Genomic DNA, 14,074 nt, shown 5'->3' on the forward strand with positions numbered 1-14,074 from the left:
CACAGCGGCTGGCCGCCGACGGCCACAAGGTGGCCGTCACGCACCGCGGAACCGGGGCGCCCCAGGGGCTATTCGGCGTGGAGTGTGACGTGACCGACAACGACGCCGTCGATCGCGCCTTCAAAGAGGTCGAGGAGCACCAGGGTCCGGTCGAGGTCCTGGTGTCCAACGCCGGCGTGGCCGCGGACGCGTTCCTCATGCGGATGACCGAGGAAAAGTTCGAAAAGGTCATCGACGCCAACCTCACCGGGGCATTTCGGGTGGCTCAGCGCGCATCGCGCAGCATGACCAAGAAGCGGTTCGGCCGGATGATCTTCATAGGTTCGGTCTCCGGCTCCTGGGGCATCGGCAACCAGGCCAATTACGCAGCCTCCAAAGCCGGTGTGATCGGCATGGCCCGCTCGATCGCCCGGGAGCTGTCAAAGGCCGGGGTGACCGCGAATGTGGTGGCCCCCGGCTACATCGACACGGATATGACACGCGCGCTGGATGAGCGGATTCAACAAGGGGCACTGGAATTCATCCCGGCCAAGCGGGTTGGCACCGCCGCCGAGGTCGCCGGGGTGGTCAGCTTCCTGGCGTCCGAGGATGCGAGTTACATCTCGGGTGCGGTGATCCCGGTCGACGGCGGCATGGGCATGGGTCACTGACGGACGACCCTGAAACGAACAAGGACGGATATGGCAGGACTGCTTGAAGGCAAACGGATTCTGGTCAGCGGGATCATCACCGACGCGTCGATTGCGTTCCACATCGCGCGGGTGGCCCAGGAAGAGGGCGCCCAGCTGGTGCTGACCGGCTTCGACCGGCTGCGGCTGATCCAGCGCATCGCCGACCGGCTACCGGAGAAGGCCCCGCTGGTCGAACTCGACGTGCAAGACGAGAAGCACCTCGACAGCCTGGCCGAGCGGGTGACGGCCGAGATCGGCGAGGGCAACAAGCTCGACGGCGTGGTGCATTCGATCGGGTTCATGCCGCAGAGCGGAATGGGCATCAACCCGTTCTTCGACGCGCCCTACGAGGATGTCGCCAAGGGCATCCACATCTCCGCGTACTCGTATGCCGCGCTGGCCAAGGCACTGCTGCCCATCATGAACCCCGGCGGTTCCATCGTCGGCATGGACTTCGACCCGAGTCGGGCGATGCCGGCCTACAACTGGATGACGGTCGCCAAGAGCGCGCTGGAGTCGGTCAACCGGTTTGTGGCGCGCGAAGCCGGTAAGTTCGGCGTCCGCTCCAATCTCGTTGCCGCAGGGCCTATCCGAACATTGGCAATGAGCGCGATCGTCGGTGGCGCGCTCGGCGACGAGGCCGGCGCCCAGATCCAGCTGCTGGAAGAGGGCTGGGATCAGCGCGCTCCCGTCGGTTGGAACATGAAGGACCCCACGCCGGTCGCCAAGACGGTGTGCGCCCTGCTTTCCGAATGGCTGCCGGCGACCACCGGGACAATCATCTACGCCGACGGCGGCGCCAGCACGCAGTTGCTTTAACACACAATGGAATTCGAGGCGGTCCTACTGCTGTCGTTCGGCGGCCCGGAAGGGCCCGAGCAGGTAAGGCCGTTCCTGGAGAACGTCACCCGGGCTCGCAATGTGCCGCCTGAGCGCCTTGACCACGTCGCAGCGCACTATATGCACTTCGGCGGGGTGTCGCCGATCAACGAGATCAACCGGGCGCTGGTCGCCCAACTGCAAGCGGAGTTGTACCTCCCGGTCTATTTCGGCAACCGCAACTGGGAACCCTACGTCGAAGACACCGTCGCGACCATGCGCGACAACGGTGTTCGCCGCGCCGCGGTATTCGCAACATCCGCGTGGAGCGGATACTCCAGCTGCACACAGTATTCCGAAGATATCGACCGCGCCAGGCGGGCGGCCGGGCCTGAGGCGCCCGAACTCGTCAAACTGCGGCGATACTTCGACCATCCACTATTCGTCGAGATGTTCGCCGACAACATCGCAGCCGCGGCGGAGACTGTGCCCGACGACGCGCGACTGGTGTTCACCGCGCACTCCATCCCAGTAGCCGCAGACAGCCGTCTCGGCCCTAATCTGTATAGCCGCCAAGTGCGTTATGCCGCAGGGCTTGTCGCGGCCGCCGCTGGTTACGCCGACTACGACCTGGCCTGGCAGTCACGATCGGGCCCTCCGCAAGTGCCGTGGCTGGAGCCCGATGTCGCCGATCACCTCGCGGCACTGGCCGAGGTCGGCACCAAGGCCGTCATCGTTTGCCCGATCGGATTCGTTTCCGACCACATCGAGGTGGCGTGGGACCTCGACACCGAGTTGCGCGCACAAGCCGACACGGCCGGTATCGCATTTGCGCGGGCCAGTACGCCCAATGCCGATCGGCGTTTCGCCCGTCTGGCCGTAGACCTGATCGACGAATTGCGATACGACCGTGCGCCTGCCCGGGTGAGCGGACCCGATCCGGTGCCAGGCTGCGCGGCCAGCATCAACGGTGAGCCGTGCCGTGCGCCGCACTGTGTCGCGGAGCAACGCGCGGACCGATCGGCGGGCTAGGCCCGCCAGGCGGCGTGCAGAATCGCGCTGAGCGCAGCCATTCTCGCCGACCGCACCACAGCGGCGAGCGGACGCAGCGCGTCGGTGGCGATCTGGGCCTCCGACAACGACTGCGTTCCGATCCGGGTCAGCCCGGCGCTGACCACGATGATCGCGTCGACATGTGCGGCGTTCTCCAGCACCCGCAAGGCACGCGACGGCGCAGGCTCGGGAGCTTGGTGCTGCCGCGCGGATTCCAACAACTGCTCGACGAGCCCGCGCGGATCGTCGATGTCGACGCCGGTGGAGCCCAGGCCGATTGCGGTCAGCGCGTCGGCGGCTGAACGCACCGCCAGCCGGAGGGCGTATTCGGCCTGGCCCAGCTCGGTATCGTCGACGACCGGGGCGCCCGGCAGTGAATAGACCGTCCAGGACAGCGCACATAATTCGGGTACCACGAGTTCGTCGTCAGATTCGTCATATCCGAATTCGGGCACCAGCCCGACCGCGACGCCGGGATCGTCGGGATTGCTGACGATCACCGCTTCTCCCGCGGCCAACGCGTCCCGCTCGAACTGGGAGCCTGCCGCCAGCCCGCGGACATCGCCGGGAACGGGCAGCACCACCTTGATCGAAGGTGCGCCCGTCGGCGGCCGACCGGCGGCGGTGCGCAGCGTCTGCAGCAGCGATACTGCGCCGGCGTCGTGCACGTCCGGCCACGGCAATCCGGTATGGCCCGCGGCGACCGCATCGTATGCGGTAACCGATTGTATTGGCGCCCAACAAGATAGCGCGTCGAGGACATCGTCGGGCGCGGCCTTGCCGGCAAGCCAGGCGTTGGCCCAGACGGAGAGCGTTGCGCTGGGGCACCACATGGTTTCGCAGTCTAGTTGTTCGCCGTGACCGAGGCCGATCACGCGATACTCTGGCGGTATGCCTGCGGCTGTGATCTGGCTGATCGTCGCGTTCGGGCTGGCCGGTGTCGAGGCGCTGACCGGCGATATGTTCATGCTGATGCTCAGCGGCGGTGCGCTGGCCGCGGCCGGATCCAGTTGGCTGCTGAACTTGCCGATCTGGGCCGACGGGGCAGTGTTCCTGATAGTTTCGGTGCTTCTGGTGGCGCTGGTCCGGCCAGTGCTGCGGCGGCGCCTGACCCCCGCAAAGGGCCTGCCGACGGGTATCAAGGCGCTGGAGGGGAAAAGCGCACTGGTCCTCGACCGGGTCGCCCGTGACGAAGGGCAGGTGAAGGTGGACGGCCAGGTGTGGACGGCGCGACCGATGAACGACGGTGATGTCTTCGAACCCGGCGAGCGGGTGACCGTCATGCATATCGACGGGGCCACCGCGGTGGTCTGGAAGAACGCGTAAGCCCTCTGGAGCAATAGGAGAAACTGTGGTTGCTGGTCTGGTATTTCTGGGTGTTCTGGTGGTGTTCGCCATCATTGTGGTGGCCAAGTCGGTCGCGCTGATCCCGCAGGCTGAAGCGGCGGTGATCGAACGGTTGGGCCGATATAGCCGCACGATCAGCGGGCAGCTAACCCTGCTGATTCCGTTCATCGACCGCGTCCGCGCCCGGGTGGACCTGCGCGAACGGGTGGTGTCATTTCCGCCACAGCCGGTGATCACCGAGGACAACCTGACCCTCAACATCGACACCGTGGTGTACTTCCAGGTCACCAACCCGCAGGCGGCGGTCTATGAGATCAGCAACTACATCGTCGGGGTCGAGCAGCTCACCACCACCACGCTGCGCAACGTGGTCGGCGGGATGACGCTGGAGCAGACCCTGACCTCCCGCGACAAGATCAACGGCCAGTTGCGCGGCGTGCTCGACGAGGCGACCGGCCGGTGGGGCCTGCGGGTGGCACGGGTCGAGCTGCGCAGCATCGATCCGCCGCCGTCGATTCAGGCCTCGATGGAAAAGCAGATGAAGGCCGACCGGGAGAAGCGGGCGGTGATCCTGACCGCCGAAGGTAGCCGCCAGGCCGCGATCACACAGGCTGAGGGCGAGAAGCAGGCGCAGATCCTGGCCGCCGAAGGCGCCAAGCAGGCAGCGATCCTGGCCGCCGAAGCCGACCGGCAATCCCGGATGTTGCGGGCGCAGGGTGAGCGGGCCGCCGCCTACTTTCAGGCGCAGGGCCAGGCCAAGGCGATCGAGAAGACGTTCGCCGCGATCAAAGCCGGCCGGCCCACCCCGGAGATGCTGGCCTATCAGTACCTGCAGGTCTTGCCGAAGATGGCGCAGGGCGAAGCCAACAAGGTGTGGCTGGTGCCCAGCGACTTCGGCACGGCGTTACAGGGATTCGCCAAGCTGCTGGGCGCTCCCGGCTCGGACGGGGTGTTCCGGTACCAGCCGTCGCCGGTCGACGACGTTCCCAAGCACGCCGCTGCCGACGACGATGCCGAGGTCGCCGACTGGTTCTCCACCGAAACCGACCCGGCGATTCTCCAGGCGGTGGCCAAGGCCGAGGCCGACGCGCGCAACCCGGTCGAGGGCACCTTCCCGCCGCCGTCGCAGCTGAATCAGTGACATGAGCGCCCTGACTTCACCGAAAACGTATGCGGCGCTTGCCGCTTTTCAGGCTGGTGATGCGGTCGCCTGCGCGATCCCGCTGTCGCCGATCGCGAAAACCCTTGACAATCTGCACATTCCACAAGATATTCGGTGGCTTCTTCCGGCCTCTAAGGCCGCCTCCGTGATCGGTCTGCTCTCGGCCAGTCGGATCCCGGCGTTGGCGCGCCTGACCACGGCGATGCTGACGCTGTACTTTGCTCTCGCGGTAGGCGCGCATCTTCGCGCGCGCGACCGAATCGTGAATGCCGTTCCGGCGGCGTCGTTCCTGGCCACCTACGCGGTGCTGACGGCCAAGGGGCCGAACGGAGATTAACCGGGCCGCAGCTCGACGATCGGCAGCCCGGTATCGGTCTCGGAGAGTCGGCTGACGGCGGGCTCTAGCACCCCGTCGGCGGCGCGATCGCACTCGTCCTGCTCTTCTATGTCGTGCGTGCGTAGCTTCGGGCTGCCCGCGCTCAACGGGAAGCCGACGCCCGCCGTGTTGCTCAGCTCGCTGCGCGGGCTGAGCAACAGCATCGCCGGGTTCTTCGAGGTGACGAGCGCGGAATCTACGGCGAGTATCCGGTGGCCAACCTTTTCCGCGAGCGGCGTTGATCACTGCGGCATTGCCGCGAGGCGGTAGTGGGTATGTGACCTCCCGATGAACACTGCACGCGGGCGCAAAGGTACTCGTCGCCGTCGCCGCCGCAAATGGACCCGCGCCGACATTCGGGTCGTCGACCCCACCGTGGCGCGCCATTCGATCGCGGGTACCGCGATCGGCAACTTCATGGAGTGGTACGACTTCGGCGTCTACGGCTATATCGCCACCACGATCGCGCAGGTGTTCTATCCCGGCAACAGCGTCACCGCGGTCCACCTCATCGCCACCTTCGGGACTTTGGCGGCGGCATTCGTGGTGCGTCCGCTCGGCGGGTTCATCTTCGGTCCGCTCGGTGACCGCATCGGGCGTAAGCGGGTGTTGATGACCACGATCATGTTGATGACGGTGGGTACCACCGCGACCGGCTTGTTGCCCGGCTACAGCGCCATCGGCATCTGGGCGCCGATTCTGCTCGTGGTCGCGCGGGTCTTCCAAGGCCTGTCGACCGGCGGTGAGTACGTCGGGGCGATGACCTACCTAGGTGAGCAGGTCCCCGATCGCAAGCGGGGCCTGATGGTCGGGTTCTTGCCGATGGGCAACCTGAGCGGGTTCGTGCTCGCCGGGCTGCTAGTGACCGGGCTACAAACCTGGCTGCCGAGCCACGACATGCTGACGTGGGGATGGCGGATTCCGCTGTTGCTCAGCGCGCCGTTCGGCGTTGTGGCCTTTTATCTGCGGCTGCGGCTCGAGGAGTCCGCGGCCTACCAGAAGGCCAGCGACGGTACGGATGCGCCGGATGAACCTGGCCTGCACCAGTTTCGGCGCATGGTCGTCCAGCAATGGAAGCCGATGCTGATTTGTGCGGCTTTGGTGCTCACGGCCACCGCCGCGGACTACATGCTCACCGGATACTTGCCGACCTACCTCGAGGTGGTCGTGCGTGTCGGGCACACCGCTGCACTGGTGATGATCACCGCCACGTTGACGATCTTGATGGTCGTTCTGGTGTTCGTTGCCTGGCTGTCCGACCATATCGGCGTCAAACCAATCATGTGGATTGGCTGCGGCCTGCTGATTGCGGCATCCATTCCGGCACTCCTGCTCATCCGCTCCGCCGGCGGCTATCCGGTGATCTTCATCGGTGTGCTGTTGATCGGGCTGATGGAACTGTGCTTTGACAGCACTTCGCCAGCCACGCTGCCGGCACTGTTTCCCACCGACGTGCGCTACGGAGCACTGGCCATCGCCTACAACATCTCGATATCGGCGGTCGGCGGTTCCACCCCGCTGATCGCCCAGGCGTTGGTGTCCGGCACCGGCAACGCCATGATGCCGGCATACATGTTGATCTTCGTGGGGTTGGTGGGCGCGCTGACTCTCCCGTTTATGCCGGAGGTGGCGGGTAAGCGGCTACCGGGATCAGCGCCCGCGGTCGAGACGGAGCAGGAGGCCCGTGAGTTGGCGAAGGATGCTTAGTGGCTGCGCCCCGAGGACGTGGGATAGCCGCGCGCTTAAGGTCAATTGTCGCGCAGCGAGAGAAAGCTCGGACCGGTCAGCTCGGCGGCGGCGCGGCTGGGGGGCACTGCGCAGGGTATACCGGCACCCCACCGCCGCCCTTAGGACCTCCCGGCCCCTGGCGTCCGCCCGTCCAGCATTTTTTGGCTGGAATGCCCTGCGGCGGACTCGGATTCGGATTCGGTTGGCAGGTCGGGCAAGGCGGGGGCGGATCCGACGGAGCGGCGTTGACTTGTGCCGTCCCGCCCGCCAGCGTTGCTATGCCAACGCCGACCGCGATCCGCGCAGCGGCCGCTAAGCGTTTAGCGTCCATTTCTGTTCTCCTCCCAGACCTTCACCACGGTGACGAACAGCCCCCGGGCGGCTGGGCGCGGACGCATCGCTCGAGTGTAGGCCGAAATCGCAGGTCGCGCCGAAAACATGCAGCGAGGCGGATTACCCGCGAAGCGCCGGCTCGCCCGCAACGTCGATTTCGGTCACCCGTGCCGTTGGGTGCCGCCGGTGGTGCCGGATCTCGTAAGCCAGCAGCGCAACCCCGACGATGCCCGTGCACAGCGACACCAGAATCAGCAGCGGGCTGACGTGACCGGTGAGCGCGTCGCCCAGGATCACCACTGCCGCCGTCCCGGGAAGCACACCCGCCAGCGTCGCCAACGTGTAGGGCAGCGCCCGAATCGCCGACGCGCCGACGGCATAGTTGAGCACCGAAAACGGCACCGCCGGGATCAGCCGCAGCGACATCACGGCAATCCAGCCGCGGTCGCGCAGACGGGCGTCGACCGCCTCCACGGCCTGGTGGCGAACCAGCCGGCTGAGTTGCCAGCCGGCCGCGCGGACCAACACCAGCGCGATCACCGCGCTGGCCGTGCTGGCCACCACCGCCAGCGTTACCCCCAGGACCGGCCCAAACAGCAGACCGGCGGCCAACGTGAACGCAGTGCGCGGAAAAGGCAACACCGTCACCACAATGTGGGCGGCCAGAAAGGCCAGCGGGAACCACGGGCCCACCGAGGTTGCCCAGTCCCGCATCTGCACCGCCGTGGGCAGCCGAACCAGCAGCGCCACCGCGATCAACACCGCCACCACCAAACCCGTCACGACGATCCGCCGCTTGGACACCTGGCGTGCCGTCGCCGCGACTGCTGCGGCCAAGCCGCGCAGCGCGTCAGCAAATCTCCTGGTGGCGGGCGCCGTCACAAAGTTCAAGAGTACGGGTCTCGGTGTCCGTCGATGCCCACCGGAGATGACAAATATCTCAGCGGACTAACAACGACAACAGCTTCTTGCCCAATGGCGTTGCAGTCGAATCGTTTTCAGTGCGAACCCTGACCTGTTGGCCGGCCCGTAGCCGCAGTTCTCGCTGCAACGTGTCGTGGAGGGTAGAGCTCGCCGCCGGGCAACCGTGGCACGCGCCCGACATCCGCACGGTCACGGTGTGACCGACCACCGAGACCAACTCGATCGACCCCCCGTGCGATTCGGCGAGCGCGCCGATCGGACCGGCGAGCAGCTCCGCGGCGATCGCTTCCAGCCGGCCGGTGCTGTCTGAGGCGTCGACTCGCCAACCCGCCGGGTCCAGCAGTGCATCGGTGAGGGCTTCGCGGACGTCATCGCCGAACTCACGCCAGCGATTGCCGGCGCTGAGTGTGATCAGCACTTCGCCTTTGGCCAAGCCGGTGTGGATGACTATCTCGTCGATTACCGCGCCGTCCAGCAAGGCGCCGAGTCGGCCGGGGGCCCGGCGGACGGTGCCGGCGGGCGGCAGCCGGTCGGCGGCGATCACCCAGCGCAGCTGTTGCGGGTCCGCGGTGGCTGTGGCGTGAATCGGAATCATGCGCCCAGCCCCACCGCAATCGACCGGGCAACAAACGCCATCACCCAGGCCAGAACAAACATGTAGGAAAAGGCGAAGGCCGGCCACCGCCACGAGTTGGTCTCGCGGCGCATCACCGCGATGGTCGACATGCACTGCAACGCAAACATGAAATACGTCATCAGTGCGATGACGGTCGGGGCGGTGAACACCCGGTGGCCGCGATCGTCGGTCATGGTGGCCAACGCCTGGCGCGGGTTGGCCGGGTTGGTGGCCGCCGACACCTGGCCCAGGGTGGAGACGAACACTTCGCGCGCCGAAAGCGAGCCAACCAGAGCGACATCGGTGCGCCAATCGAAGCCCAGTGGTTGGAACACCGGCGCGACAGCTTTGCCGACGTCGGCGGCGTAGCTGTGGTTCATGACATAGGCGCCTGCGTCGGTCGGGGAGCGCCCCTGGGTCTCGGCCTCGCGGAGTGGCAGGTTGAGCAGCGCCCACAAGACCAAGGAAGTGCCCAGGATGATGGTTCCCGCCTTGCGCAAGAACACCTTGGCCGCACTCCACATCGCGGCCAGCAGCACTGTCAGCGACGGGAACCGGTAGGGCGGAAGCTCCATGGTGAACGGCAGCAGATCACCGCGCAGAATCGTTGACTTGACCACTGACGCGGCGATCAGCGAAGAGGTGCCGCCGCCCAGGTACAGCAGGAACATCGTGACACCCTGGGCGCTGAGCCCCCACCATTGCGTTTGCGGTGCCACCAGCAGACCGACCAACAGCGTGTATACCGGTAGCCGGGCCGAGCATGTCATCAACGGCGCAGTGACGATGGTGGCGATCCGGTCGCGCGACGACGGCAACGTCCGGGTGGCCATGATGCCCGGGATCGCGCAGGCAAACGACGACAGCATCGCGACGAAGGCGCGGCCCTCCAGCCCCGTCTTGGCCATCACTCGATCCATCAAGAACGCTGCCCGCGACATGTAGCCGATGTTCTCCAGCAGCGCGATCAGCAAGAACAGCAACACGATCTGCGGGATGAACTGCAGCACGGTGCCGACCCCGCCGATAAGCCCCTCTCCGAGCAGCCCGCGGAGGACCGGATTACCGATGTGCTCGGCAACCTGCCCGCCCACCCAGGTCAATCCGTCGCTGATGCCGTCCCGCAGCGGCGCAGCGATGGTGAACAGGACTTGAAAGAAGCCGAACATCACTGTGAAGAACGCGACCGTGCCCCACAGCGGGTGCAGCAGCACTCGGTCGATCCGGGCGGTGCGCCGATCCGGTTGCGGCGCAACGTAGTCGGCCGCATCGAGCACCGACCGGCCCCAGGCGTCGACGGCGTCTTGGTTGGCCGGGGGAAGTACCGGCGGGCGTTGCCAACGCGCGTAGGACGCCAGCTGTGCCCGCAGCCTGTCGATGCCCGACCCGCGGTGCGCGACGACCGCGACAACCGGGATGCCCAGCGCCGTCGACAACGCCTCGACATCGATCCCGCCGCCGCGGGAGGTCAATTCGTCGCTCATGGTCAGCGCCAGCAGGCACGGTAGGTCTAGCCGTAGCACCTGGCCGACCAGCATGATCGAGCGACGTAGCGTGGTGGCGTCGGCGACCAGCACCACCGCGTCGGGCCGGTCGATCTCGGGATATTCGCCGGCCAGTAGGTCGGTCACCACCTGCTCGTCCGGACTGATCGGGTCGAGGCTGTAGGTTCCGGGCAGGTCTTCCACGGCGATCGTCACGCCGTCGACTTTGGTGCTGCCGACGCTGCGCCCGACGGTGACGCCCGGATAGTTGCCGGTCTTGGCGTGCAAGCCGGTCAGGTGATTGAAAACACTGGTCTTGCCGGCGTTCGGGCTGCCCACCAGGGCCACTCGCCGGACACCGGCGAGGGCGACCGGCGTTGCAGCGACGTCGTGGCAGGCGGTCATCGGTCAGGTTTCGGGGACGACGACAATCAGCTGCGCTTCGCGGCGGCGCAGACACAGTTCGGTGTCTTGGACCCGGTAGATGGTTGGGTCACCCAGCGGTGCGCGACGGATCACGTCGACTTGGGCCGTCGCTCGAAAGCCTAATTGCCCTAATCGGTTTGCTATCGCGGAGGCCGCCTGTGGGAGCGTGCCCACCACCGTTGCTCGCTGGCCGGGCGGCAGCTGCGCCAGCACGATCACCGACCTGGCTTGATCGCGTGCGTGCTGCGCCCGGGTCCGCATTATCGATCTGACATTAGCCGTTCTTACCTAACTGAGGTAAACCTAACTTGCGCAGGACGCCGGGGTCCCCCAGGTGCCACCGGTCGCCTTTAGGGCGTCGCTGACGATCATTTAGCCTGGTGGTCAAGTGGCAGGCCAGCGTTGGAGCCGCCACACGCTGCGACAAAGGAGCCGCCGGTGTCAGTCGATGTGTCCATTGGGCCCGCCGACCCCGCAGAGGGGCGGGCCCGCTGGCGCACGGCGGTGGCCGGAGTGCTGGCCAAGAGCACCCGGCGGGACGCCAAGGACCTCGAGGCCCTGGGTTCAGAACCCGAGCGGCTGCTCGACAGCCCGACCTACGAGGGCTTCGCGATCCGCCCGCTGTACACCGCGCTGGACGAGCTGCCGGAGCCGCCGCTGCCGGGCGAGTGGCCTTACCTGCGCGGTGGTGATGCGCTGCGCGACGTCAAGTCCGGATGGAAGGTGGCCGAGGCGCTTCCGGCTAACCGGGTAGCCGGGGTTGGGGCCGAAGATGTCAACGCCGCTGTGCTTGCCGGGCTGGCCGAGGGGGTCGGCGCGCTGCTGATCCGGGTGGGGGAGTCCGGTGTGGCACCCGGGCAACTCGAGAAGGTGCTCGACGGCGTCTATCTGAGCATGGCGCCGGTGATCCTCGATGCCGGTGCCGACTACCGGGCAGCGTGCGACGCCCTGCTGGCGTTGGTGGCCGAGGTTGAACCCGACCAGCGCGCGACGCTGTCGGTCGACCTGGGGGCAGACCCGCTGACCGCGTCGCTCAGCGACCGTCCGGCCCCGTCGATCCAGGAAGTCCTCGGCGTCGCCAAGCAGGTGGCCGGCAGCCATGGTGTGCGGGCGATCACCGTCGACGGGCCCGCGTTCCACAATCTGGGCGCCAATGCGACGTGGGAACTCGCCGGCAGCGTGGCGGCCGCGGTGGCCTACCTCCGGGTGCTGACCGGGTCCGGCCTACCGCTCGCTCAGGCTCTGCGTCAGATCAGTTTCCGGCTGGCTGCCGACGACGACCAGTTCATGACGATCGCCAAGGTGCGGGCGCTGCGCCAGCTGTGGGCGAGGGTCGCTGAGGTGGTCGGGGAGCCGGAAAGTGGCGGGGCGGTCGTGCACGCCGAGACGTCGTTGCCGATGATGACCCAGCGCGACCCCTGGGTGAACATGCTGCGAACGACGTTGGCCGCGTTCGGCGCCGGTGTGGGCGGCGCCGACACCGTGCTGGTGTTTCCGTTCGATGTGGCGATTCCAGGCGGCTTTCCAGGCATGGCGACCAGCTTCGCGCGCCGAATGGCCCGCAACATTCAGCTGCTACTGCTCGAAGAGTCGCACGTCGGCCGGATTCTGGACCCGGCGGGCGGATCATGGTTCGTCGAGGACCTGACCGAACAGCTGGCCCAGCAGGCCTGGCAGCATTTCCAAGCCATCGAGAAACACGGCGGATTCGTCGACGCGCGTGACTACGTCGCCGACCAGATCGGCGAGGTAGCGGCACTGCGCACCGACGACATCGCGCACCGCCGGACTGCCATCACCGGCGTCAACGAGTACCCGAATTTGGGTGAACCTGCTCTGCCGCAAAATGATTCGCAGCATTCGCCGCTCGCGGCGGGCAACCTGGTGCGCTATGCCGCCGCGTTCGAAACCCTGCGGGACCGTTCCGATGCCTATCTGGCCCGCACGGGTTCACGCCCGCAGGCGCTGCTGTTGCCGCTGGGTCCGCTGGCCGAGCACAACATCCGGGCGACGTTCGCGGCGAACCTGCTGGCTTCCGGGGGCATCGAGGCGGTCAGCCCGGGAACAGTCGACGCCGACGGGGTCGCCAAGGCTGTCGCCGATGCCGGCTCGCCGACCGTGGCGGTTATCTGCGGCACCGACGGCCGCTACGGCACCGAGGCGGCGGCAATCGTCGAGGCGGCACGGCGCGAAGGGGTCTCGCACGTCTGCCTGGCCGGGCCGCAAAAAGCAGTAGCGGACACAGATCCGAAACAACAGCCCGACGAGTTTCTGACCATGAAAATCAACGCGGTGGAAACTCTTTCGAGCATGCTAAGCCGGTTAGGGGCGTAGCGACGATGACGACCACCGCGCCTGTTGTGGGTAGCTTCTCCGATATCCCGTTGCACAGTGAACGCACCGTGCCACCGTCGACCGAAGCCGCAGTGGAAAAGCACATTGCGGCCGCCGCGGCCGCAAACTGGTATACGCCCGACCAGCTGGTGTGGCACACGCCGGAAGACATTGAGGTCAAACCGGTGTACATCGCCGCCGACCGCTCCGCTGTCGAGGCCGAAGGCTACCCGCTGAACACTTTTCCCGGTGAGCCACCGTTCCTGCGCGGGCCGTACCCGACGATGTATGTCAACCAGCCGTGGACAATCCGCCAGTACGCCGGGTTTTCGACGGCCGCGGAGTCCAACGCGTTCTACCGCCGCAACCTCGCCGGCGGACAGAAGGGTCTATCGGTCGCCTTCGACCTGGCCACCCACCGTGGCTACGACTCCGATCACCCACGCGTTCAAGGTGACGTCGGAATGGCCGGTGTGGCAATCGATTCCATTCTCGACATGCGCCAGCTGTTCGACGGCATCGATTTGTCGACGGTGTCGGTGTCGATGACCATGAACGGTGCCGTGCTGCCGATCTTGGCGTTGTACGTGGTGGCCGCCGAGGAGCAGGGGGTGTCTCCGGAAAAATTGGCCGGCACCATCCAGAACGACATCCTCAAAGAGTTCATGGTGCGCAACACCTATATCTATCCGCCGGCGCCCTCGATGCGGATCATCTCGGATATCTTTGCCTACACCTCGCAAAAAATGCCGAAATACAATTCGATCTCGATCTCCGGCTATCACATGCAGGAGGCCGGCG

Annotated in this window: 15 protein-coding genes; 9 read left to right on the plus strand and 6 right to left on the minus strand. The window is 66.4% G+C overall.

What is annotated here, in order from left to right; all coding sequences use genetic code 11:
- From WAN71_RS01090 to WAN71_RS01100, 3 genes are all read left to right on the plus strand, one after another.
- Window positions 1-650: SDR family oxidoreductase (locus WAN71_RS01090; RefSeq protein ID WP_422223559.1), on the plus strand; the 650-nt coding region annotated here is incomplete at its 5' end.
- Between the two features lie 30 nt (window positions 651-680).
- Window positions 681-1,490, plus strand: a complete 810-nt coding sequence (gene inhA, locus WAN71_RS01095) for an NADH-dependent enoyl-ACP reductase InhA (RefSeq protein ID WP_422223560.1) — start codon at window positions 681-683, stop codon at window positions 1,488-1,490.
- A gap of 6 nt (window positions 1,491-1,496) precedes the next feature.
- On the plus strand, window positions 1,497-2,522 hold the full coding sequence (locus WAN71_RS01100) for a ferrochelatase (protein ID WP_422223561.1): 1,026 nt from the start codon (window positions 1,497-1,499) through the stop codon (window positions 2,520-2,522).
- Here WAN71_RS01100 and WAN71_RS01105 read toward each other — a convergent pair.
- Window positions 2,519-3,376 (minus strand): hypothetical protein, encoded by an 858-nt coding sequence (locus tag WAN71_RS01105; protein ID WP_422223562.1) that lies wholly within the window; start codon window positions 3,374-3,376, stop codon window positions 2,519-2,521. The genes WAN71_RS01100 and WAN71_RS01105 overlap by 4 nt on opposite strands.
- 58 nt (window positions 3,377-3,434) lie before the next feature.
- On the opposite strand from WAN71_RS01105, the gene WAN71_RS01110 reads away from it, so the two are divergent.
- The 3 genes from WAN71_RS01110 to WAN71_RS01120 are packed head-to-tail and all read left to right on the plus strand — an operon-like array spanning window position 3,435 to window position 5,389.
- The gene (locus WAN71_RS01110) at window positions 3,435-3,869 is read left to right on the plus strand and encodes an NfeD family protein (protein ID WP_422223563.1); all 435 of its coding nucleotides are present in this window, start codon (window positions 3,435-3,437) and stop codon (window positions 3,867-3,869) included.
- A gap of 25 nt (window positions 3,870-3,894) precedes the next feature.
- Window positions 3,895-5,031: an SPFH domain-containing protein gene (locus WAN71_RS01115; protein WP_422223564.1), complete on the plus strand. Its 1,137-nt coding sequence runs from the start codon at window positions 3,895-3,897 to the stop codon at window positions 5,029-5,031.
- A 1-nt stretch (window position 5,032) separates the two neighbouring features.
- The gene (locus WAN71_RS01120; protein ID WP_422223565.1) at window positions 5,033-5,389 is read left to right on the plus strand and encodes a DoxX family protein; all 357 of its coding nucleotides are present in this window, start codon (window positions 5,033-5,035) and stop codon (window positions 5,387-5,389) included.
- On the opposite strand, the gene WAN71_RS01125 is transcribed toward WAN71_RS01120, so the two are convergent.
- Window positions 5,386-5,592: a hypothetical protein gene (locus WAN71_RS01125; protein WP_422223566.1), complete on the minus strand. Its 207-nt coding sequence runs from the start codon at window positions 5,590-5,592 to the stop codon at window positions 5,386-5,388. The genes WAN71_RS01120 and WAN71_RS01125 overlap by 4 nt on opposite strands.
- Before the next feature lie 124 nt (window positions 5,593-5,716).
- On the opposite strand from WAN71_RS01125, the gene WAN71_RS01130 reads away from it, so the two are divergent.
- Window positions 5,717-7,135: an MFS transporter gene (locus tag WAN71_RS01130; protein ID WP_422223567.1), complete on the plus strand. Its 1,419-nt coding sequence runs from the start codon at window positions 5,717-5,719 to the stop codon at window positions 7,133-7,135.
- Between the two features lie 474 nt (window positions 7,136-7,609).
- Here WAN71_RS01130 and WAN71_RS01135 read toward each other — a convergent pair whose 3' ends face one another.
- Genes WAN71_RS01135 through WAN71_RS01150 form a run of 4 tightly spaced genes read right to left on the minus strand, consistent with a single transcriptional unit; the run spans window position 7,610 to window position 11,200 of the window.
- Window positions 7,610-8,371: a TVP38/TMEM64 family protein gene (locus WAN71_RS01135; protein WP_422223568.1), complete on the minus strand. Its 762-nt coding sequence runs from the start codon at window positions 8,369-8,371 to the stop codon at window positions 7,610-7,612.
- Between the two features lie 58 nt (window positions 8,372-8,429).
- Window positions 8,430-9,008, minus strand: a complete 579-nt coding sequence (locus tag WAN71_RS01140) for a NifU family protein (protein WP_422223569.1) — start codon at window positions 9,006-9,008, stop codon at window positions 8,430-8,432.
- On the minus strand, window positions 9,005-10,918 hold the full coding sequence (gene feoB / locus WAN71_RS01145; RefSeq protein ID WP_422223570.1) for a ferrous iron transporter B: 1,914 nt from the start codon (window positions 10,916-10,918) through the stop codon (window positions 9,005-9,007). Before feoB ends, WAN71_RS01140 begins: the two co-directional genes overlap by 4 nt.
- 3 nt (window positions 10,919-10,921) lie before the next feature.
- On the minus strand, window positions 10,922-11,200 hold the full coding sequence (locus WAN71_RS01150) for a FeoA family protein (RefSeq protein WP_422223571.1): 279 nt from the start codon (window positions 11,198-11,200) through the stop codon (window positions 10,922-10,924).
- A gap of 177 nt (window positions 11,201-11,377) precedes the next feature.
- Here WAN71_RS01150 and mutA point away from each other — a divergent pair, with 177 nt between their 5' ends.
- Window positions 11,378-13,273, plus strand: coding sequence for a methylmalonyl-CoA mutase small subunit (mutA, locus tag WAN71_RS01155; protein ID WP_422223572.1), 1,896 nt, complete (start codon window positions 11,378-11,380; stop codon window positions 13,271-13,273).
- 5 nt (window positions 13,274-13,278) lie between these two features.
- Window positions 13,279-14,074 (plus strand): methylmalonyl-CoA mutase family protein (locus WAN71_RS01160; protein ID WP_422223573.1); only part of this gene is annotated, 796 nt, incomplete at its 3' end.

The organism is Mycobacterium sp., from assembly GCF_049280035.1.
In the GTDB taxonomy this organism is placed as follows: Bacteria; Actinomycetota; Actinomycetes; order Mycobacteriales; family Mycobacteriaceae; genus Mycobacterium.